Source organism: Streptomyces sp. CNH287 (assembly GCF_000424825.1).
Genome location: NZ_KE384251.1, coordinates 85,716 through 105,021, shown reverse-complemented (window position 1 = coordinate 105,021; position 19,306 = coordinate 85,716). Strand labels below are relative to the sequence as shown.

23 protein-coding genes and 1 pseudogene are annotated in these 19,306 nt (G+C 73.0%); 15 read left to right on the top strand and 9 right to left on the bottom strand.

What is annotated here, in order from left to right; all coding sequences use genetic code 11:
* Positions 1 to 4 precede the first annotated feature (4 nt).
* The 4 genes from hisH to hisF are packed head-to-tail and all read left to right on the top strand — an operon-like array spanning position 5 to position 2,581.
* Positions 5 to 670, top strand: coding sequence for an imidazole glycerol phosphate synthase subunit HisH (gene hisH, locus H299_RS0124135; RefSeq protein WP_027750497.1), 666 nt, complete (start codon positions 5 to 7; stop codon positions 668 to 670).
* Positions 670 to 1,401, top strand: a complete 732-nt coding sequence (gene priA / locus H299_RS0124130; RefSeq protein ID WP_037760472.1) for a bifunctional 1-(5-phosphoribosyl)-5-((5-phosphoribosylamino)methylideneamino)imidazole-4-carboxamide isomerase/phosphoribosylanthranilate isomerase PriA — start codon at positions 670 to 672, stop codon at positions 1,399 to 1,401. The genes hisH and priA overlap by 1 nt, the downstream gene beginning before the upstream one ends.
* Positions 1,398 to 1,802, top strand: a complete 405-nt coding sequence (locus H299_RS0124125) for a Rid family hydrolase (RefSeq protein ID WP_027750495.1) — start codon at positions 1,398 to 1,400, stop codon at positions 1,800 to 1,802. The genes priA and H299_RS0124125 overlap by 4 nt, the downstream gene beginning before the upstream one ends.
* A 5-nt stretch (positions 1,803 to 1,807) precedes the next feature.
* The gene (hisF, locus tag H299_RS0124120) at positions 1,808 to 2,581 is read left to right on the top strand and encodes an imidazole glycerol phosphate synthase subunit HisF (RefSeq protein WP_027750494.1); all 774 of its coding nucleotides are present in this window, start codon (positions 1,808 to 1,810) and stop codon (positions 2,579 to 2,581) included.
* Between the two features lie 43 nt (positions 2,582 to 2,624).
* Here hisF and H299_RS0124115 read toward each other — a convergent pair whose 3' ends face one another.
* The 3 genes from H299_RS0124115 to H299_RS0124105 are packed head-to-tail and all read right to left on the bottom strand — an operon-like array spanning position 2,625 to position 6,083.
* A complete protein-coding gene (locus H299_RS0124115; protein ID WP_027750493.1) occupies positions 2,625 to 3,371 on the bottom strand; it encodes a succinate dehydrogenase/fumarate reductase iron-sulfur subunit in 747 nt (248 codons plus the stop codon).
* Entirely contained in the window at positions 3,368 to 5,377 is a 2,010-nt protein-coding gene (locus H299_RS0124110; protein WP_078513006.1) for a fumarate reductase/succinate dehydrogenase flavoprotein subunit, read from the bottom strand. Before H299_RS0124110 ends, H299_RS0124115 begins: the two co-directional genes overlap by 4 nt.
* A 1-nt stretch (position 5,378) precedes the next feature.
* On the bottom strand, positions 5,379 to 6,083 hold the full coding sequence (locus H299_RS0124105) for a succinate dehydrogenase cytochrome b subunit (protein WP_027750491.1): 705 nt from the start codon (positions 6,081 to 6,083) through the stop codon (positions 5,379 to 5,381).
* A 94-nt stretch (positions 6,084 to 6,177) separates the two neighbouring features.
* Between H299_RS0124105 and H299_RS0124100 the strand changes: the two genes are divergently transcribed.
* Complete coding sequence (locus H299_RS0124100) at positions 6,178 to 7,065, top strand: LysR substrate-binding domain-containing protein (RefSeq protein ID WP_027750490.1); 888 nt, start codon at positions 6,178 to 6,180, stop codon at positions 7,063 to 7,065.
* Positions 7,066 to 7,166: 101 nt separating this feature from the next.
* On the opposite strand, the gene H299_RS0124095 is transcribed toward H299_RS0124100, so the two are convergent.
* Entirely contained in the window at positions 7,167 to 7,991 is an 825-nt protein-coding gene (locus H299_RS0124095) for an alpha/beta fold hydrolase (RefSeq protein WP_027750489.1), read from the bottom strand.
* Positions 7,992 to 8,060: 69 nt separating this feature from the next.
* Positions 8,061 to 8,996, bottom strand: coding sequence for an imine reductase family protein (locus H299_RS0124090; RefSeq protein WP_051262797.1), 936 nt, complete (start codon positions 8,994 to 8,996; stop codon positions 8,061 to 8,063).
* Positions 8,997 to 9,054: 58 nt separating this feature from the next.
* Here H299_RS0124090 and H299_RS0124085 point away from each other — a divergent pair, with 58 nt between their 5' ends.
* Positions 9,055 to 9,468, top strand: coding sequence for a MerR family transcriptional regulator (locus H299_RS0124085; protein WP_027750487.1), 414 nt, complete (start codon positions 9,055 to 9,057; stop codon positions 9,466 to 9,468).
* A 62-nt stretch (positions 9,469 to 9,530) separates the two neighbouring features.
* On the opposite strand, the pseudogene H299_RS40635 reads toward H299_RS0124085, so the two are convergent.
* Both H299_RS40635 and H299_RS0124080 read right to left on the bottom strand, forming a co-directional pair.
* Positions 9,531 to 9,662: pseudogene (locus H299_RS40635) on the bottom strand (aldo/keto reductase); the annotation flags it as partial.
* A gap of 100 nt (positions 9,663 to 9,762) precedes the next feature.
* A complete protein-coding gene (locus H299_RS0124080; RefSeq protein WP_027750486.1) occupies positions 9,763 to 10,962 on the bottom strand; it encodes an MFS transporter in 1,200 nt (399 codons plus the stop codon).
* A gap of 203 nt (positions 10,963 to 11,165) precedes the next feature.
* Here H299_RS0124080 and H299_RS0124075 point away from each other — a divergent pair, with 203 nt between their 5' ends.
* The gene (locus tag H299_RS0124075; protein ID WP_027750485.1) at positions 11,166 to 11,636 is read left to right on the top strand and encodes a MarR family transcriptional regulator; all 471 of its coding nucleotides are present in this window, start codon (positions 11,166 to 11,168) and stop codon (positions 11,634 to 11,636) included.
* A gap of 81 nt (positions 11,637 to 11,717) precedes the next feature.
* The gene (locus H299_RS0124070; protein WP_027750484.1) at positions 11,718 to 12,428 is read left to right on the top strand and encodes a phenylalanine--tRNA ligase beta subunit-related protein; all 711 of its coding nucleotides are present in this window, start codon (positions 11,718 to 11,720) and stop codon (positions 12,426 to 12,428) included.
* A 201-nt stretch (positions 12,429 to 12,629) separates the two neighbouring features.
* Here H299_RS0124070 and H299_RS0124065 read toward each other — a convergent pair whose 3' ends face one another.
* Complete coding sequence (locus tag H299_RS0124065) at positions 12,630 to 13,262, bottom strand: TIGR03085 family metal-binding protein (RefSeq protein ID WP_027750483.1); 633 nt, start codon at positions 13,260 to 13,262, stop codon at positions 12,630 to 12,632.
* 40 nt (positions 13,263 to 13,302) lie between these two features.
* Positions 13,303 to 14,172 carry a hypothetical protein gene (locus H299_RS36005; RefSeq protein ID WP_158692382.1) on the bottom strand — a complete coding sequence of 290 codons (870 nt, stop codon included), beginning with the start codon at positions 14,170 to 14,172 and terminating at the stop codon, positions 13,303 to 13,305.
* Positions 14,173 to 14,486: 314 nt separating this feature from the next.
* Here H299_RS36005 and hisI point away from each other — a divergent pair, with 314 nt between their 5' ends.
* The 7 genes from hisI (at position 14,487) to trpM (ending at position 19,247) form a co-directional block, all read left to right on the top strand.
* The gene (gene hisI, locus H299_RS0124055; RefSeq protein ID WP_027750482.1) at positions 14,487 to 14,852 is read left to right on the top strand and encodes a phosphoribosyl-AMP cyclohydrolase; all 366 of its coding nucleotides are present in this window, start codon (positions 14,487 to 14,489) and stop codon (positions 14,850 to 14,852) included.
* Positions 14,853 to 14,997: 145 nt separating this feature from the next.
* A complete protein-coding gene (locus H299_RS0124050; RefSeq protein WP_027750481.1) occupies positions 14,998 to 16,521 on the top strand; it encodes an anthranilate synthase component I in 1,524 nt (507 codons plus the stop codon).
* Positions 16,518 to 17,147 carry a TIGR02234 family membrane protein gene (locus H299_RS0124045; RefSeq protein ID WP_027750480.1) on the top strand — a complete coding sequence of 210 codons (630 nt, stop codon included), beginning with the start codon at positions 16,518 to 16,520 and terminating at the stop codon, positions 17,145 to 17,147. The genes H299_RS0124050 and H299_RS0124045 overlap by 4 nt, the downstream gene beginning before the upstream one ends.
* A gap of 144 nt (positions 17,148 to 17,291) precedes the next feature.
* Positions 17,292 to 17,561 carry an HGxxPAAW family protein gene (locus tag H299_RS0124040; RefSeq protein ID WP_027750479.1) on the top strand — a complete coding sequence of 90 codons (270 nt, stop codon included), beginning with the start codon at positions 17,292 to 17,294 and terminating at the stop codon, positions 17,559 to 17,561.
* 64 nt (positions 17,562 to 17,625) lie between these two features.
* The gene (locus H299_RS0124035; protein WP_486587404.1) at positions 17,626 to 18,090 is read left to right on the top strand and encodes a DUF2752 domain-containing protein; all 465 of its coding nucleotides are present in this window, start codon (positions 17,626 to 17,628) and stop codon (positions 18,088 to 18,090) included.
* A gap of 124 nt (positions 18,091 to 18,214) precedes the next feature.
* A complete protein-coding gene (gene trpC / locus H299_RS0124030) occupies positions 18,215 to 19,024 on the top strand; it encodes an indole-3-glycerol phosphate synthase TrpC (protein WP_027750477.1) in 810 nt (269 codons plus the stop codon).
* A gap of 37 nt (positions 19,025 to 19,061) precedes the next feature.
* A complete protein-coding gene (gene trpM, locus H299_RS40630) occupies positions 19,062 to 19,247 on the top strand; it encodes a tryptophan biosynthesis modulator TrpM (RefSeq protein WP_078513005.1) in 186 nt (61 codons plus the stop codon).
* Positions 19,248 to 19,306 lie beyond the last annotated feature (59 nt).

Here is a 19,306-nt window from a genome sequence, read left to right as displayed (position 1 = left end):
GGCCGTGACCGCGGCCGGCGGCCGGCGTACCAGGCGCGTCGTCGTCCTCGACTACGGCTTCGGCAACGTCCGTTCGGCCGAACGCGCCCTCGCCCGCGCGGGCGCCGAGGTCGAGATCACCCGCGACTACGACCGGGCGATGGCGGCGGACGGACTGCTCGTCCCCGGCGTCGGCGCCTTCGCCGCCTGCATGGCGGGCCTGCGCGAGGTGCGCGGCGAGTGGATCGTCGAGCGCCGCCTCGCGGGCGGGCGCCCGGTGCTGGGCATCTGCGTCGGCATGCAGATCCTCTTCGCCCGCGGCGTCGAGCACGGGGCGGAGACCGAGGGCCTGGCCGAGTGGCCGGGCACGGTGGGCCCGCTGCGGGCGGACGCCGAGCACGCCGTCCCGCACATGGGCTGGAACACCGTGGCGGCGCCCGAGGGCTCCCGGCTCTTCGCGGGCCTGCCCGTCGACAGCCGCTACTACTTCGTGCACTCCTACGCGGTCCACGACTGGGAGCTGGAGGCCACCCACGCCGCGATGGCCGCGCCCGTCGTCAGCTGGACCACGCACGGCGGCCCGTTCGTCGCCGCCGTGGAGAACGGGCCGCTGTGGGCCACCCAGTTCCACCCCGAGAAGTCCGGCGACGCCGGAGCGCAGCTGCTGACCAACTGGATCGAGACTCTCTGATGCCCCACGCCCCCCTCGAACTGCTCCCCGCCGTCGACGTCCGCGACGGCCAGGCCGTCCGGCTCGTGCACGGCGAGTCCGGTTCCGAGACCTCCTACGGTGACCCGCTCCAGGCAGCCCTGGGCTGGCAGCGCTCGGGCGCCGAGTGGCTGCATCTGGTCGACCTCGACGCGGCGTTCGGCACCGGCGACAACCGGAAGGCGATCGCGGAGGTGACCGCCGCGATGGACATCAAGGTGGAGCTGTCCGGCGGCATTCGGGACGACGCCTCCCTGGCCGCCGCCCTGGCCACCGGATGCACCCGGGTCAACCTGGGCACCGCCGCGCTGGAGAGCCCCGAGTGGGTCGCCAAGATCATCGCGGAGCACGGCGACCGCATCGCCGTCGGGCTGGACGTACGCGGCACCACGCTGCGCGGCCGCGGCTGGACCCGCGACGGCGGCGACCTCTACGAGACCCTGGCGCGCCTGGACACCGAGGGCTGCGCGCGCTACGTCGTCACCGACATCCAGAAGGACGGCACCCTCCAGGGCCCGAACCTGGAGCTGCTGCGGAACGTCTGCGCGGCCACCGACCGTCCCGTGGTCGCCTCCGGCGGCGTCTCCTCCCTTGACGATCTGCGGGCGATCGCCACCCTGGTACCGGAGGGCGTCGAGGGCGCGATCGTCGGCAAGGCCCTCTACGCCCGTGCGTTCACCCTGGAAGAGGCTTTGGAGGCCGTTGCCCCATGACCAGCACTCCTGGTACCCCTGTCACGCGCGTGCAGTCGGAGAGCCCCTGGGAGGACACCCTCGGCTGCGCCCACGCGGTCGCCGCCGGGGACCGCGTGCTGGTCTCCGGTGCCACCCCGCTCAGCGGCGGCGCCCCGCAGGGCGAGGGCACCCCCTACGACCAGGCGAAGGCCGCCTTCGCCAACGCCCTCCAGGCGCTGGGTGAGTTCGGGCTCGGCGCCGACGCGGTGATCCGCACCCGGATGTACCTCACGCACGCCCGCGACGTGGACGACGTGGCGCGGGCGCACAAGGAGCTGTTCGACTCCGTGCGTCCGGCGGCCACGGTGGTCGTCGTCTCCGGGTTCGTGGACTCCCGCATCGTGGTCGAAGTAGAAGTAGAAGCGTACCGAGGAGCCTGACGCGCATGTCCCTGGCCGTACGAGTCATCCCCTGCCTGGACGTGGACGGCGGCCGGGTCGTCAAGGGCGTCAACTTCCAGAACCTGCGCGACGCGGGCGACCCGGTCGAGATGGCCAGGGTGTACGACGCGGAGGGCGCGGACGAGCTGACCTTCCTCGACATCACCGCCTCCTCCGCCGACCGCAGCACCACCTACGACGTGGTGCGCCGTACCGCCGAGCAGGTCTTCATCCCGCTGACTGTCGGCGGCGGGGTGCGCAGCCCCGGCGACGTCGACAAGCTGCTGCGCGCGGGCGCGGACAAGGTCGGCGTCAACACCGCCGCCCTCGCCCGCCCCGAGCTGATCCGGGAGATCGCGCAGCGGTTCGGCAGCCAGGTGCTGGTGCTCTCGGTGGACGCCCGGCGCAGCGCGGACGGCGCCCCGGCCACCCCCTCCGGCTTCGAGGTCACCACGCACGGCGGGCGGCGCGGCACCGGCGTCGACGCCGTCGAGTGGGCGCTGCGCGCCGCCGAGCTGGGCGCGGGCGAGATCCTGCTCAACTCGATGGACGCGGACGGCACCAAGGCGGGGTACGACACCGAGATGATTGCCGCCGTCCGCAAGCACGTCACCGTTCCGGTGATCGCCTCCGGCGGCGCGGGGCGGCTGTCCGACTTCCCGCCGGCCGTCGAGGCGGGCGCGGACGCCGTACTGGCCGCGTCCGTCTTCCACTTCGGGGACCTGCGCATCCCCGAGGTCAAGGACACCCTGCGCGCGGCGGGCCACCCGGTCCGCTGAGCGTGCGGCCGGGCCGGGTACCCGGCCGCCGGTGCCGCGTGGCTCAGCGGCGGCCCTTGCGGACCGCGCGCAGGTACTCGCTGTTCATCGCCGCGATCGACGGCAGCGGGATGCCCTTGGGGCAGGCCACCGCGCACTCGCCGGTGTTGGTGCAGCCGCCGAAGCCCTCGGCGTCCATCTGCCCGACCATCGAGAGCACCCGGTCCTCCCGCTCCGGCGCGCCCTGCGGCAGCGAGCCCAGGTGGACGACCTTGGCGGAGGTGAAGAGCATCGCCGACCCGTTGGGGCAGGCCGCCACGCACGCCCCGCAGCCGATGCACTCGGCGTGCTCGAACGCCCGGTCGGCGTCGGCCTTGGGCACCGGCGTGGCGTGCGCCTCCGGGGCGCTGCCGGTCGGCACGCTCACGTACCCGCCGGAGCCGATGATCCGGTCGAACGCCGAACGGTCCACCACCAGGTCCCGCACCACCGGGAAGGCCGCCGCCCGCCAGGGCTCGACGTCGATCGTGTCGCCGTCGGCGAAGTGCCGCATGTGCAGCTGGCAGGCGGTGGTCCGCTCCGGGCCGTGCGCCTGCCCGTTGATGACCATGCCGCAGGCCCCGCAGATGCCCTCGCGGCAGTCGTGGTCGAAGGCGACCGGCTCCTCGCCGCGCTCGGCCAGCTCCTCGTTGAGGGTGTCGAGCATCTCCAGGAACGACATGTCCGGGCTGATGCCCTCGATGTCGTACGAGGCCATCGCGCCGTCGTCGTCGGGCCCGGCCTGGCGCCAGACGCGCAGGTGAAGGTTCACGTGTAGCTCCGCTGGGTGGGGTGTACGTACTCGAAGGTGAGCTGTTCGCGGTGCAGGACGGGCGCGGTGCCGGTGCCGGTGAACTCCCAGGCGGCGACGTAGGAGAACTCCTCGTCCCGGCGCTCCGCCTCGCCGCCCTGGGTGCGGCTCTCCTCGCGGAAGTGTCCGCCGCAGGACTCGGTGCGGTGCAGCGCGTCCAGGCACATCAGCTCGGCCAGCTCCAGGTGGTCCGCGACCCGGTTGGCCTTCTCCAGCGACTGGTTGAGCTGCTCGCCGCCGCCGGGCACCCGTACGCGCCGCCAGAACTCCTCGCGCAGCTCCGGGATGCGCGCCAGCGCCTTGCGCAGCCCCGCCTCGTTGCGGGCCATGCCGCACTCGTCCCACAGGAGTTCGCCCAGCTCGCGGTGGAAGGAGTCGGGCGTGCGGTCGCCCTGGTTGGACAGCAGCTGGTAGAGCCGGTCGGTGACGGCGTGCACCGTCTCCTGCACCGCCGGATGGTCGGCGGGCACGGGCTCGTGCGGGTGCCGGGCCAGGTAGTCGTTGAGGGTGGCGGGGAGGACGAAGTAGCCGTCCGCCAGGCCCTGCATCAGGGCGGAGGCGCCGAGGCGGTTGGCGCCGTGGTCGGAGAAGTTGGCCTCGCCGACGGCGAAGAGGCCGGGCACGGTGGTCTGGAGGTCGTAGTCCACCCACAGGCCGCCCATCGTGTAGTGGATGGCCGGATAGATCCGCATCGGGACCTCGTACGGGTTCTCGGCGGTGATCCGCTCGTACATCTCGAAGAGGTTGCCGTACTTGGCCTCCACAGCGGCCCGGCCCAGCCGCGCGAGGGCGTCGGCGAAGTCGAGATAGACGCCCTGCCCGCCGGGGCCGACGCCGCGCCCCTGGTCGCAGACGTTCTTCGCGGCGCGGGAGGCGATGTCGCGCGGGACGAGGTTGCCGAAGGCCGGGTACTGCCGCTCCAGGTAGTAGTCCCGCTCCTCCTCCGGGATCTCGGACGGCTTCCGGGCGTCGCCCGCCGCCTTGGGCACCCAGATCCGCCCGTCGTTGCGCAGGGACTCGCTCATCAGCGTCAGTTTCGACTGGTGGTCCCCGGCACGCGGGATGCAGGTGGGGTGGATCTGGGTGAAGCAGGGGTTGGCGAAGTGCGCCCCGCGCCGGTGGGCCCGCCAGACGGCGCTGGCGTTGGAGTTCTTGGCGTTGGTGGACAGGTAGAAGACGTTGCCGTAGCCGCCGGTGGCCAGTACCACCGCGTCGGCCAGATAGGTGTCCACCCGGCCGGTGACCAGGTCGCGGGCGACGATGCCGCGCGCCCGCCCGTCGACGACGAGCAGGTCGAGCATCTCGGTGCGCGGGTGCATCTCCACGCTCCCGGCGGCGATCTGCCGCGACAGCGCCTGGTAGGCGCCCAGCAGCAGCTGCTGCCCGGTCTGGCCGCGCGCGTAGAAGGTGCGGGAGACCTGCACGCCGCCGAAGGAGCGGGTGTCCAGCAGCCCGCCGTACTCGCGGGCGAACGGCACGCCCTGGGCCACGCACTGGTCGATGATCTCCACCGACACCTCGGCGAGCCGGTGCACGTTCGACTCGCGGGAGCGGAAGTCGCCGCCCTTGACGGTGTCGTAGAAGAGGCGGTGCACGGAGTCGCCGTCGTTGCGGTAGTTCTTCGCCGCGTTGATGCCGCCCTGCGCGGCGATGGAGTGGGCCCGGCGCGGCGAGTCCTGGTAGCAGAACTGCACGACGTGGTAGCCCTGTTCGGCCAGCGAGGCGCCCGCCGCGCCGCCCGCCAGGCCGGTGCCCACCACGATCACGGTGTGCTTGCGGCGGTTGGCCGGGTTGACCAGCTTCGCCTCGAAGCGGCGGCGCTTCCAGCGCTCGGCCACGGGCCCGTCGGGCGCCTTGGTGTCCACGAGCGGCTCGCCCACGCGGTAGTCGGCGTAGTCCGTGCGTTCCGTGTGCCCGGTGGGTTCCGTGTGCCCGGTGTCCTGCACGTGCTCGGTCTCGGCGGCCATCTCAGCTCACGACTCCTGTCATCACGCCGATCGGTATGGAGAGGAACCCGGCGGTGAGCACCAGCGCGAGACCGTTGGCGGTCGCCTTGAGCACCCGGTCGCGCCCCGCGCGGTTCGCCCCTAGCGTCTGGGCCGCGCTCCAGAAGCCGTGCCGCACGTGCAGCCCGACCGCGAGCACCGCCACGATGTAGATGACGTTCCCGTACCAGGTGCTGAAGGTGGCCACGATGTTCTCGTACGGGTGCCCCGCCTGGCCGCGCGGATTGACCGTGCCGGTCGTCAGGTCCAGCAGGTGCCACACGACGAACAGCGCGAGGATCACCCCGCCCCACCGCATGGTGCGCGTCGCGTAGCTGGCCCGCCGCCGCTGGTGCGCGTACTTGACCGGGCGCGCGGCCAGGTCGCGGCGGCTGAGCTGGTACGCGGAGACGCCGTGCGCCACGACGGCGGCGATCAGCCCGAAGCGGACGAGCCACACGAACCAGCCGTGCTTGAGGAAGGGTTCGCCGATGGTGCGCAGCCAGTGCGCGTAGCCGTTCATGTCGTCCGGGCCGAAGAAGACCTTGAGGTTCCCCAGCAGGTGGCCGACCAGGTACAGCAGCATGACCAGCCCGCTGACGGCCATCACCGCCTTCTTGCCCACCGTGGAGCGCCACGCGATCGTCACGAGTGACGGCCGCCGGTCCGTCCGAGTCGCCAGTGCCATGCGGCAGACGTTAGGGACCCGGCCGTGCATCAGTCCAAGACATAGAACAGCTGATTTCGATAGCTGCTGCCTATTCTGATCTATCCTGGCCGGTATGCAGCTGCACCAGCTCCGCTACTTCACGGCCGTCGCGGACACCCGCCACTTCACCCGCGCCGCGCAGCGCGAGCACGTCGCGCAGCCCTCGCTCTCCCAGCAGATCCGGGCCCTGGAGCGGGAGCTGGGCGCCGAGCTGTTCCACCGGGCGCGCGGCCACATCTCGCTGACCGACGCGGGCGAGGCCCTGCTCCCACTGGCCCGCCGCATCCTCGCCGACACCGAGACCGCCCGCCGCGAGGTGCAGGAGGTCGCGCAGCTGCGCCGGGGCCGGGTGCGGCTGGGGGCGCCGCCCAGCCTGTGCGCCAGCATGGTGCCGGACGTGCTGCGCGCCTTCCGCGACAGCTATCCGGGCGTCGACCTGGCCGTCCACGAGGACGGGTCGCAGGACCTGGTGCGGGTGCTGGCGGCGGGCGAGCTGGACCTCGCGCTGATCATCACCCCACTGGTGGCCCAGGCCCCCGCGCTGACCACCTTCGAGCTGCTGCGGGAGGAGCTGGTCGTGGTCTCCTCCCCGAACGCGCCGCCGCCGGTGCGGCGGGCGCGCCTGCGCATCGCGGACCTGCGGGGCCGTCCGCTGGCGATGTTCCGGCACGGCTACGACCTGCGGGACCTCATCTTCGCGGAGTGCCGCGCCGCCGGGTTCGAGCCGCTGCTCGGGGTGGAGGGCGGCGAGATGGACGCGGTGCTCGGCTTCGTACGCGCGGGCCTGGGTGTGGCGGTGGTCCCCGGCATGGTCGCCGCCCGCTCCGGCCTGCGGACGACGCCCTTCACCGCGCCCGGCCTGCACCGTACGATCTCGGTGGCCCACCGTGGCGACGTCTCCCCGCCCCGCGCGGCCCGTGAGCTGCAGCGCATCCTGACGGAGCGGATGGGCGGCGCCTGACGCGCGTTCCCTGGAGAACGTGTGCGCACGCGGCCACCGGGTGGCCGTACCGGCGCACGATCGGCTCCCCGTACCGGCGTGCTCGCCGGGGAGTTCTGAGGTCAGGACGGGACGGACGCCAGGAAGTCGCGGAGGAGGCCGCTGATCGTCTCCGGCTGCTCCAGCGTGCTGCTGTGCCCGCAGTCCGGCACCGTCTCCAGCCGTGCTCCGGCGATCCCGGCCGCGATCCGCTCGGCCCGTGCCGGCGGCGTGGCCGCGTCGTCCGCGCCGACGATCACCAGGGTCGGCACCGCGATCCGCGCCAGCTCCGCGTGGACGGGTGTCCGGTCCGCTACGCCCCGCACGGCCCGGCGGATGCCCGGCCGGGCGGAGCGCCGGAGCCGGTCGATCCACTCCGCGCGCAGGGCCGCGTGCCCCGGCGCGGACAGGGACGCCGGGCTGAACATCAGCGGCAGCGTCCGGTCCATCACCGGGCCGACGGGGCCCAGGAGCCGGTAGACCGCCGCCAGCACCTTGTACTCGCGGGAGCGTCCGGGCTCCTCGCCGTCGGCGCTGGTGCCCAGCAGGGTCAGTGAGCGCAGCAGCCCGCCCTGCCGGGCGGCGATCCGCTGCCCGACGAAGCCGCCCATCGACAGTCCGACGAAGTGCACCGGCGCGACGCCCAGCTTCCCGATGAGCGCCACGGCGTCACCTGTGAGGGTGTCCATGTCGTACCCGTCGGCCGGCGCGGGTGTCTCGCCCTGGCCGCGCCAGTCCACCGTCACGCACCGGTACTCCGCACGCAGCGCGGCGACCTGCGCGCGGAACATCCAGCCGCCGAACAGCAGGCCGTGCCCGAACACGACGGTGGCCGCGTCCGGCCGTCCGGGCGGGGGGCCGGTGTCCGCGTAGGCCACCGTCGTGCCGTTGATCCGGGCCGTCGGCATCGGCTCTCCCCCCTCACGCGGCGTGCACGCACAGCTACGCGACGAAGATAGCGCCTCACCGCCGGGTGGTCACCGCTCCCCGGAGTCCCCGTTCGACTGCCGGAGCACCTCGACGACCGCCATGTAGTTGTTCTCGCCGTACCCCGCCGCGATCGCCCGCTCGACCAACTCCTTCATCTGGCGCGGATGTTCGGTGTCCACGCCCTGTTCGCGGCTGGTGTGCAGGACGTGCTCGATCGCGGTCAGGTTCATTGCCATGGGGCCCAGGTCGCCGGGGTAGTCCCGCTGGTCGATCCCGCGTGCGAGCGTGTCGAGGTCGCTGATCACCACGGACGGCAGGAACCACTCGGCCGCCAGCTTCGCGAACTGCTCGGCCGGGACGCCGGTCGTGCCGACCAGTGCGGCGGCGTGCAGGAAGCCGTTGAGCGTCGAGTACATCAGGCCGAGCAGCGCCGTGTTGTAGACCACCGCCAGGCTCGGCTCGGCACCGAGGTAGGTGGGCTTGCCCAGCGTGGCGAGCGTGGCCTGGTGGGTGTCGAAGACGTCCTGCGAGCCGCTGTAGAAGAACACGGAGTCGGGGTGTCCGACGGCCGGGGGCGGGACCATGACCACGCCGCCCAGGTAGTCGACACCGTGCTCGGTGGCCCAGGCCGCAGCCTCGTGCGTGTGCTGGGGCGTGCCCGAACTGAGGTTCACCACGGTCTTTCCGGACAGGCCGGACGAGTCCGCACCGAAGATCGCGTACATCGCGTCGTAGTCCTTGACGCAGACGACCAGCAGCGGGCTGGCCGACACCGCCTCGGCCACACTCGCGGCGCGGGTGGCGCCCTTGGCGACGAGCGGGTCGGCCTTGCCGGGGGAGCGGTTCCAGACCGTGGTGGGGTGGCCCTGGCTCAGATACGCCTGGGCGAGCGCCAAGCCCATGGGGCCGAGGCCGATGACGCTGACGGGTGCGGGGGTGGATGCGGATGAGCGCTTCTGAGCTGCGGTTTCTTGAGTAGTCATACGCGAAAGGTAGACTTTCACATCGATGTGAGAGTCAACGGAATGTGGTGGTCGTCACATGCGGATAGGTGAGTTCTCCCGGCGTACCGGCGTGAGCGAGCGGCTGCTGCGCTACTACGAGGAACAGGGCCTGCTGCATCCGTCGCGGCGCTCCAGTGGGTACCGCGAGTACGCGGAGGAGGACGTGGAGACCGTCCGGGGCATCCGCATCCTGCTCGCCGTCGGGCTCAGCACCACCAGGATCGCCGAGCTGCTGCCCTGCATGGCCGACGAGGGGGCGGGTCTGGCGCCGCTCTGCACCGGCATGCTTCCCGATCTGTACGAGGAGCGCGAGCGGATCACCACCGCCGTCGCCGACCTGCTGGTCGCCCGCGACCGGCTGGAGGAGATCATCGCGGCCACGGCGCCGGACGAGGCCCCGGGTGTGACGGAGGGCGCCCCGGTCGCCGTTTCCGCCTCTCCCGCTGAGTGACCTCCTGGCACGGTCAGTTGAAGGAGTCCGGGTCCGGCCCGGTGCGCAGATCGCGGTCGAGGGCTGCGGTAGCCGGCCGCCAGGGCCTCGGCGACGGCGGTGGTGGTCTCCTCCTCGGGGATCTGGAAGACGCCGTAGCCGAGCTGCGGCATGGTGACACCGTTGTTCAGGGTGAGGCCCGGGACGGAGTTCATGGGATTCTGTACCTTTCACGTGGTCTGTCTTGTATGTGTGGTGATGCCTTGGATTCTGCCTCCGTCCGGCGCGGAGTTCGCGTCGGACGGTGGTGCTCGCTCAGTGCGCTGAGCGGGTGGTGGCGCGCGGGGCGGTGATCACGGGGGAGGGGCGGCGGCTGCCTCGTTCCAGTGCGCCGGAGACGAGTGCGAGCAGGAGAGCCGAGGTGGCGAGGAGCGCGCCGACCCAGTGGGGTGCGGTGTAGCCGAAGCCCGCCGCGATGACGAGCCCGCCGAGCCAGGCGGCGAGCGCGTTGCCCAGGTTGAAGGCGCCGATGTTGACGGCCGAGGCGAGGGTCGGGGCGCCCGAGGCGTGGTCCAGTACGCGCTTCTGGAGCGGCGGGACGGTCGCGAAGCCGAGCGCGCCGACCAGGAAGAGGGTGACCGCCGCAGCCGACTTGTCGTGCGCTGTCAGCGGGAAGAGTGCCAGCACCAGGGCCAGCGCGCCGAGCGCGGCGTAGAGCATCGGCATGAGCCTGCGGTCCGCGAGCTTCCCGCCGATCAGGTTGCCGCCCACCATGCCGAGGCCGAAGAGCACCAGCAGCCAGCTGACCGAGGACTCGGCGAAGCCGGTGGTGCGGGTCATCATCGGGGCGATGTAGGTGATCGCGGCGAACACTCCGCCGAAGCCCAGCACGGTCATGGCCATGGCCAGCAGTACCTGCACGTTGCGCAGGGCCGCCACCTCGTGCCGCAGCCGTACGCCCTCGGGCTTGGGGGCGTCCGGTACGAGCCGGGCGATGCCGGCCAGGCCGAGCACCCCGAGGGCGGCCACCAGGAAGAAGGTCGTCCGCCAGCCCGCGGTCTGGCCGACGAAGGTGCCCAGCGGGACGCCGACGACGTTCGCCACGGTGAGCCCGGTGAACATCATCGAGAGGGCTCCGGCCTTCTTCTCCGGTGCGACCAGGCTGGTGGCGACCACGGCGCCGATGCCGAAGAAGGCACCGTGCGCCAGTGAGGCGATCACGCGGCCGGTCAGCAGGAGGCCGAAGGAGGGGGCGAGCGCGGAGACGAGGTTGCCGAGGACGAAGAGGCCCATCAGCAGCGTCAGCATGCGGGTGCGGGAGACCCGGGTGCCCAGCGCGGTCAGCAGCGGTGCGCCGAGTACGACGCCGAGGGCGTAGCCGGTGACGAGGAAGCCCGCGGTGGGCACCGAGACGCCGAAGTCCGCGGCGACCTCGGGCAGCAGGCCCATGATCACGAACTCGGTGGTGCCGATGCCGAAGGCCCCGAGGGCGAGGGCCAGGAGCGCGAGAGGCATGAGGGGGGCTCTCCCTGGAGCGGAGGAGGTGGATGAATAGCAGGCGTGAGCGTTTTGCAGTCGCCAACAATAATTGCATACGCGGGTTAATTGCAAGCGCGCTATAGTGGTGCGTGCGTCACGCCGGGCGGTGACCGCCGCCGCTCGCTCGCCGTGTCCGCCGGGTGCGCCGCACCCGTCGTATCCGCCGCAGGAGGTGTCCGATGACCGCCACAGATCCGGCCATGACCGCTCTGGCCCAGGGCTGGTGCGCCCTGTCGCTGCTCCATGGGCGGATCGAGTCCCGCGTCGAGCGGGCCCTCCAGGACCGGCACGGCCTGAGTGTGCGCGAGTACTCACTGCTGGACGTGCTCAGCCGCCAGCACGACGGCGAGGGCGGCCACCTCCAGATGCGGCAGGTCGCTGCGGCCGTGGTGCTGAGTCAGAGCGCCACGACCCGGCTCGTCACCCGCCTCGAGGAGCGCGGCCTGCTGTCGCGCTACCTGTGCCCCACCGACCGGCGCGGCATCTACACCGACGTCAGCCCCGCCGGGTCGCGGCTGCTGGCGGAAGCCCGTCCGACGAACAACGCGGTGCTGCGCGAGGCCCTGGACGAGGCGGCGCGGGACCCGGAGCTGGCGCCGCTGGTGAAGGCCGTCGAGACCCTGGGCCCGGTGGCGGCGCCCCTCGGTTGAGGTGGCGGGCAAGTGCATTAGGGTCGACGGCACAGTTTATGGAAGTGAACCGTCCGCGAAGCCGACCCCTGGGGGAGAACCGTGCACGCCGAGAACAAGAGGTGGCTGGATTCGGCCACCGTCGACCCCGCCGTCCGTGAGCTGCGCCCGGATTACCGCGCGCTGCTCGTCGTCGCCGACGGCCTGCGGCCCGGACCAGGTGACGAGACCAGCGAGCGGCTGCTCGCGGACGCCGAACGGCAGGCGCGCGAGCGGTTCGCGGACACCGACCCGGCGGCCCACCCGCACGTCGCGGCCTGGCGCGAGGCGTTCCGCGCCTTCGGCGCGAAGCCCCAGCGCACCCGGCCCAGCGTGGAGGCGCTGCTGCGGCGGCTGGACGCGGGGCTGCCCCGGATCGACCGGCTGACCGACCTCTACAACGCGGTCTCCGTCGCCCACGTCCTGCCGCTGGGCGGTGAGGACCTGGACCACTACGCGGGCCCGGCGCGCCTGGTCCGCGCGGACGGCATGGAGCCCTTCGAGGTCACCGCGGGCGGCGAGGCGGCGGTGGAGAACCCGCGGCCTGGCGAGGTCGTCTGGCGGGACGACGCGGGCGTCACCTGCCGCCGCTGGAACTGGCGCCAGTGCGTCCGTACGCGCCTCACGCACGGGACGACCCGCGCGGTGTTCATCCTCGACGCGCTGGCCCCGATGACCGACGACGCGCTCGCCACCGCGGGCGAGGCGCTGACCGCCGCACTCGCGGAGTCCAGCCCGGGCACCCGTACGGCCTCCCGCGTCGTCACCGCCTGAGGGACCGCTGCCCCGCGTCCGTACGGGAAGAGGTCCGGGTCGGCGCGGCCTCGGCCGTCCGGGGTGTCGAGCGGGACTTCGCCGCCTGCGGCGCGCTGAGACTGGTCTCGGGGATGGCCGTCAGGTGCCTCCGCGTCAAGGCCGTGCCGCCTGACGCGTCCGCCCTGCGGGTGATACGGCCGCCGCGTGCGGAGCGGGCGGCTACAGGCCCAGAGCCGCCTCGCTCACCCGGGTCACGGCCTCCTTCTCGCCCTCCAGTTCCAGCCGCGCCGCGTCTTGGCGGCCGGAGACGAACAGGAGCAGCTCGGCGGGCTCGCCGGTGGCCGTCACGACCGGGGTGCCCTTGCGGGCGACGACCGTCTGGCCGTTGGGGCGGCGCAGCACCAGGCCCACCGGGGACTTGCGGCCGAAGAGGCGCGCGGTGGTCTCCAGCCGCTGCCAGAGGACGTCGGAGAAGACCGGGTCCAGCTCACGCGGTGTCCAGTCGGGCTGGGCTCGGCGGACGTCCTCCGCGTGCACGAAGAACTCGACGGTGTTCGCCGCCTCGTCCACCTGCTTGAGGGCGAACGGGGAGAGCCGGGGCGGGCCGGTGCGGATGAGCTGGATCAGCTCGTCGTACGGCTTCGCGGTGAACTCGCCGCGCACCCGCTCCAGCCGCGCGGCGAGCGGCTTGACCAGAGTGCCCGCCGCCGCGTCACCGCGTCGCTCCCGCACCACGACGTGGGCGGCGAGATCCCGGGCCCGCCAGCCCTCGCACAGGGTCGGAGCTTCCGGGCCCGCCGCCTCCAGCAGATCCGCGAGGAGCAGGCGTTCGCGCTTGGCATGGGTCGACATACCGCCAGCCTACGTCGGCCGCCCGCGCTCGCAGCGGAACTCAGCCCGGGAGCGGCTTGTCCAGCTTGGTGCCGTCGAGCGAGTTGCTGAGGGTGAGGGAGCAGGAGATGGTGTCCTTGCCCCGGATGCGGTAGGTGTCCAGCGAGGGGTAGATCGCGTAGAAGTAGTAGTTCTTGCCGTCCTGCGGGATGGTCTTCAGCCGCTCCGTGGCGTCCGCTTTGCACAGCTCCAGCACCTTGGCCTGGAGCTGCTGGTCGGTGGAGAAGGAGCCGGTCAGCTTGTCGTTCGCGATGACCTCGCCGTTGTGCGGACCGTCGCAGGAGCGCTTGGTGACGACGCTGACGCCGCTGTCGAGGGCGGGGTGGTCGAAGCACTCGCCCGGGTCGAGCACGACGAAGGGGACCAGGTCGCTGGCGCTGGCGTCCGGCGTCGGCTCGTCGTCCGGTGCCTCGGTCTCCAGCTCGGTGTCACGGCCGGTGCTCTCGTCCGGGTCCGGTGTCTCGCTTTCGCCGTCCGCGTCGTCGCTCGGCTTCGCCGAGGCGCTCGGGGTGCTCTTCGACTTCGAGTCCGACGCGCTGTCGTCACCGTCGTCGTTGCCCATGAGGACGACGCCGCCGACGATCAGGCCCAGCACCAGCACCACGCCGACGACGATCGCCGCCACCTTGCCGCCGTTGTTCCCGCCGCCGGGAGGCTGGCCGGGACCGCCGTAGGGCGGCTGGCCCGGACCTCCGGGGCCGGGGGGCTGACCGAAGCCGCCGGGCTGGCCCTGGCCTCCGCCCGGATATCCGTATCCCTGCGACGGTCCCGGCTGCTCGGGCGGGCCGTATCCCTGCGGCGGACCGAAGCCGCCGCCTGAGCCGGCAGCGCCGGAGCCGTGCGGGTCTTGCGGCGGCGGAGGAAAGCTCATGAGCGAAAGAATGCACCATCGCACTGACTTACGGGGAGCGCGGGGTCGTGAAATCCGCTTGTGCGACGAGCCTGTTACCCACGACGTACCAAGTGTCCGGTTCATGCGCCTGTCCAGGCTGCTTCCCTGGTGGTGGCCTCCCTCCTCCGGTCCCTTCCCGAACTCGCGGTGACACGTTCCGCTTGGACCCGTCACGTTCCCCTCAGACGCCTGACGGGCTGGGCGGCCGGCTTGCAGGGGCACCTGGCAGGCGTCCCCTCGGGGCCGGGAAGCCGGATTTCGCCCCGACGCCCCCGCGGCGGCAGAATGTCACCATGCCCAGCGCCTCCTCCCCGCTCGCGCCCGAACTGGCCGCCCGCCTCAAGCGCAACGCCGACGGCCTGTTCACCGCCATCGCCCAGCAGCACGACACGGGGGAGGTGCTGATGCTCGGGTGGATGGACGACGAGGCACTGCACCGCACCCTCACCACCGGCCGGGCCACCTACTGGTCCCGCAGCCGCCGGGAGTACTGGGCCAAGGGCGACACCTCCGGCCACGTCCAGCACGTGAAGTCGGTCGCGCTCGACTGCGACGGCGACACCGTGCTCGTACGGGTCGACCAGGTCGGCGCCGCCTGCCACACCGGCGACCGCACCTGCTTCGACTCCGGCGAGCTGCCGCTCTCCGGCGGCCGGTAGGAACCGTCCCGCGGAACGGCGAAACCGGCGCCCGCGCCGTGCCGGGCACCCCACTTTTCCGGCGGCCCCGGAAGCCGCTCGCGGCGGGCTGCCCGGACTCTTCGCCGGGTGAACCTTGCCCGGCGCGGTACTAGGGTCTCCGATCATGACGACACCGGACCTCGACACCTTCCGTGCGCTGGCGAAGGACCGCCGGGTCATCCCGGTCACCCGTCGGCTGCTGGCCGACGGCGACACCCCGATCGCGCTCTACCGCCGGCTGGCCGCCGAGCGCCCCGGCACCTTCCTGCTGGAGTCCGCCGAGAACGGGCGCACCTGGTCGCGCTACTCCTTCGTCGGCGTCCGCAGCTCCGCCGCCCTCACCGTCCGCGACGGGCAGGCGCACTGGCTGGGCACGCCGCCGGTCGGCGTCCCGCTCGACGGCGACCCGCTGCGCGCGCTGCGGGAGACCGTAGAGGCCCTGCACACCCCGCGCGACCTGCACGAGAGCGGCGAGCTGCCCCCGTTCACCGGGGGCATGGTCGGCTACCTCGGCTACGACGTCGTACGCCGGCTGGAGCGGATCGGCGACAGCACCACGGACGACCTGCGGGTCCCCGAGCTGACCATGCTGCTCGCCTCCGACCTGGCCGTGCTCGACCACCGCGACGGCACCGTGCTGCTGATCGCCAACGCCATCAACCACAACGACCTGGAGACCGGCGTCGAGGACGCCTACCGCGACGCGGTCGCCCGTCTCGACGCCATGACCGCCGACCTGGACCGGCCCGCGCCCGCCAGCGCCGTCGCGCTCCCGGCCTCCGAGCTGCCCGAGCACACCGCCCGCTCGGGCGGCGAGACCTTCCGGGCCGTCGTGGAGGACATCAAGGAGCGCATCCGCGCGGGCGAGGCGTTCCAGGTGGTGCCCTCGCAACGGTTCGAGACCCCGTGCGCCGCGAGCGCCCTGGACGTCTACCGGGCGCTGCGGGCCACCAACCCCAGCCCGTACATGTACCTCTTCCGCTTCGAGGACGAGGACGGCGGCTTCGACGTCGTCGGCTCCAGCCCCGAGGCCCTGACCAAGGTCGAGGACGGGCGCGCCCTGCTCCACCCCATCGCGGGCACCCGGCCGCGCGGCGCCACCCCGCAGGAGGACACCGCGCTGGCCGAGGAACTGCTCGCCGACGCGAAGGAGCGCGCCGAGCACCTGATGCTCGTCGACCTGGGCCGCAACGACCTGGGGCGGGTGTGCGAGCCGGGCAGCGTGGAGGTCGTCGACTTCATGTCCGTGGAGCGCTACAGCCACGTCATGCACATCGTCTCGACGGTCACCGGGCGGCTCGCGGCCGGTCGTACGGCGTTCGACGCGCTCACCGCCTGCTTCCCCGCGGGCACCCTCTCCGGTGCGCCCAAGCCCCGCGCCCTCCAGATCATCGAGGAGCTGGAGCCCACCCGGCGCGGCATCTACGGCGGCTGCGTGGGCTACCTCGATTTCGCGGGCGACTCCGACACCGCCATCGCCATCCGGACGGCGCTGCTCCGCGACGGCACGGCCTACGTCCAGGCCGGGGCCGGGATCGTCGCCGACTCCGATCCCGCGGCCGAGGACGCCGAGTGCCGGAACAAGGCGGCGGCCGTACTGAGGGCGGTCCGTACCGCCGAAGGGCTCGGCGGTAGCGTGGAGGGGTGACTTCCCCCTCACCCGCCCGTACTTCACGGGCCCCCCGGCGGGCGCTCGCGCTCGCGCTCCTGTCCGGTGCGCTGGGCGCGGCCGTCGTTCTTGTGGCCGCAGGACAAGTGTGGGGCGAGAGCACCGCCTCCTTCGCCCAGGGCACGCTGCCGGTGGAGGCCGAGGGCGGCGACATCGGCGGCCTGCCCAGCGCACTCGCGCTGGTCGGACTGGCCACGCTGGTCGCCGTCTTCGCGGTGCGCCGAGCGGCTCGACTGGCCGTCGCCGGGCTGCTCGTCCTCAGCGGCGCCGGGACGCTGACGGCCGCGCTGCTCGGCGCGGGCGACACGGCCGCGCTGGAGGAGAAGGCGGCGCAGGCGAGCGCGCTCGCGGGCAGCGACATCGGCTCCGTCGACGTCACCGTCTGGCCCTACCTCTCCGCGCTCGGCGGCGCGCTGCTGCTGCTCGCCGGGGTGCTGGCGCTGCGGTACGGGCGTGCCTGGCCGTCGATGGCGGGCAGCGGCCGGTACGAGCGGGGCTCCCGCTCGGCGCGGAAGGCGGCCGTTGCCGCGGTCGACCCGGACCGCCCGGAGGACCTGTGGAAGGCGCTCGACCGGGGCGAGGACCCGACGCGGGGCACGGCCTGAGCCGTCCGGCGAGGCGCCCCGGCGCCGACCCCGGTCCACCCGGCAGACCCTCAGCACCCCCTGGGTCCGGGGGCGATCGGGCCCGGTGGAGAATAGCGGGGCGGGCGCCGTACGCCCACGAAGTTGATCAACGAGGAGCAGTCAATGGCGGGCAACAGTCACGGACACACGCTGGCAGCGTGGACCGGTGTCATCATCGCCTTCATCGGCTTCACCGTCGCCGGGATGTTCACGGTGATGGCGGAGCCGCTCGGCGTCGCGGCGGGCGGAGCCGTCGTCGTGATCGGCGGGCTGGTCGGGCTCGCCATGCGCGCGGCGGGCATGGGGCAGCCGAAGGGGCACAACCAGGGCCGCCAGGCGCACCAGCTCCAGGGCTCCCAGGCCCAGACGCAGGCGGCGCAGAGCCAGTCCTGAACGGATGGACGGCTCGCCGCGCCACCGGTTGGCGGCCGGGCCGCAGAGCGGGGAGGCTGAGAGCGTGACGGACGCGGACGACATCCCGCCCCGCGGCGCCCGGCCCCGCCCCGCCGGCCCCGCCGGCCCCGGGCTGTTCGTCCGGCTGGCCGCTCCGGCGGGTGCGCTGGCGGGGGTCGGCGCGGCCTTCGCCGTCGTGGGCACCCTGGACCCGAACGAGCCGGGCCACTACCCGACGTGCCCGCTGCTCTATCTGACCGGAATCGACTGCCCGGGTTGCGGCGGGCTGCGCGCCGCGCACGCCGTCGCGCACGGTGATCTGGCCACCGCGCTGGGCGCGAACGTCCTGGCCGTCGCGGCGTTCGCGGTCTTCGCCGTCTGGTGGGCGGTGTGGGCCGTGCGGGCCCTGCGGCACCGTCCGGCCCCCTCCCTGGTGCTGCGGGCGCCGCAGTGGTGGGTGATCGGCCCGCTCGTCGCCATCTTCACGGTTGTCCGGAACCTGCCTTTCGGAGCGGCGCTCGCACCCTGATCACATCTGGCGGACTGTCCGTATTGTGGGCATTCAGGTATCCGGATGCGGGCGCTCCGCCCCCGTCCGGATACCATCGAAGTGCTTGACCACACCATTCCCTGCCAAGAAGGGGGCCGCTCGCGTGAGTGTGCTCGACGAGATCATCGAAGGCGTCCGCGAAGACCTCGCCGAGCGGCAGGCGCGCGTCAGCCTCGACGAGCTCAAGCAGCGCGCCGGGGCCGCTCCGCAGGCGAAGGACGGTGTCGCGGCCCTGAAGGGCGACAGCGTCAAGGTCATCTGCGAGGTGAAGCGCTCCAGCCCCTCCAAGGGCGCCCTCGCCGCCATCGCCGACCCGGCCGGGCTCGCCGCCGACTACGAGGCGGGCGGCGCCGCCGTCATCTCCGTGCTCACCGAGCAGCGCCGCTTCGGCGGCTCCCTCGCGGACCTGGAGGCGGTGCGCGCCAAGGTCGACATCCCGGTGCTGCGCAAGGACTTCATCGTCACCGCCTACCAGCTCTGGGAGGCGCGGGCGTACGGTGCCGACCTCGCCCTGCTGATCGTCGCCGCGCTCGAGCAGGAGGCGCTCGTCTCGCTCATCGAGCGTGCTGAATCGATCGGCCTGACGCCGCTGGTCGAGGCGCACGACGAGGACGAGGCGCAGCGCGCGGTGGACGCCGGGGCGAAGATCATCGGGGTGAACGCGCGCAACCTCAAGACCCTGGAGGTCGACCGGGGCAACTTCGAGCGCATCGCGCCGGAGATCCCGGACCACATCGTCAAGATCGCCGAATCGGGTGTGCGCGGCCCGCACGACCTCATCGCCTACGCGAACGACGGCGCGGACGCCGTCCTGGTCGGCGAGTCCCTGGTCACCGGCAAGGACCCGCGGGCGGCCGTCGCCGACCTGGTCGCGGCGGGGGCGCACCCGGCGCTCCGCCACGGGAGGGGCTGACACCCCGGTGACACGAGACGGCCACCATGCCTGCCCCGTGACGCGCGCGCCCCGCGCGGCCGTGCCGGACCCCGGTCCGTGCGCGGCGCTGCGGCGCGGCTGCCGGCCGCGCGGGTGCCGGGCACCCGCGCGGCGGGTGCGGGGGCGGAGGGTGCGCTACCACATCGGCTGTGAGCCGGGGCAGATCAACGGGTGCCGATGGCCGGAGGCCGCCGCGGCCTGACCGGCCCGCGGGCGCCGCCCGTACCCGGCCCGTTCCGTCTGGCCACCTCCGCACGCCGT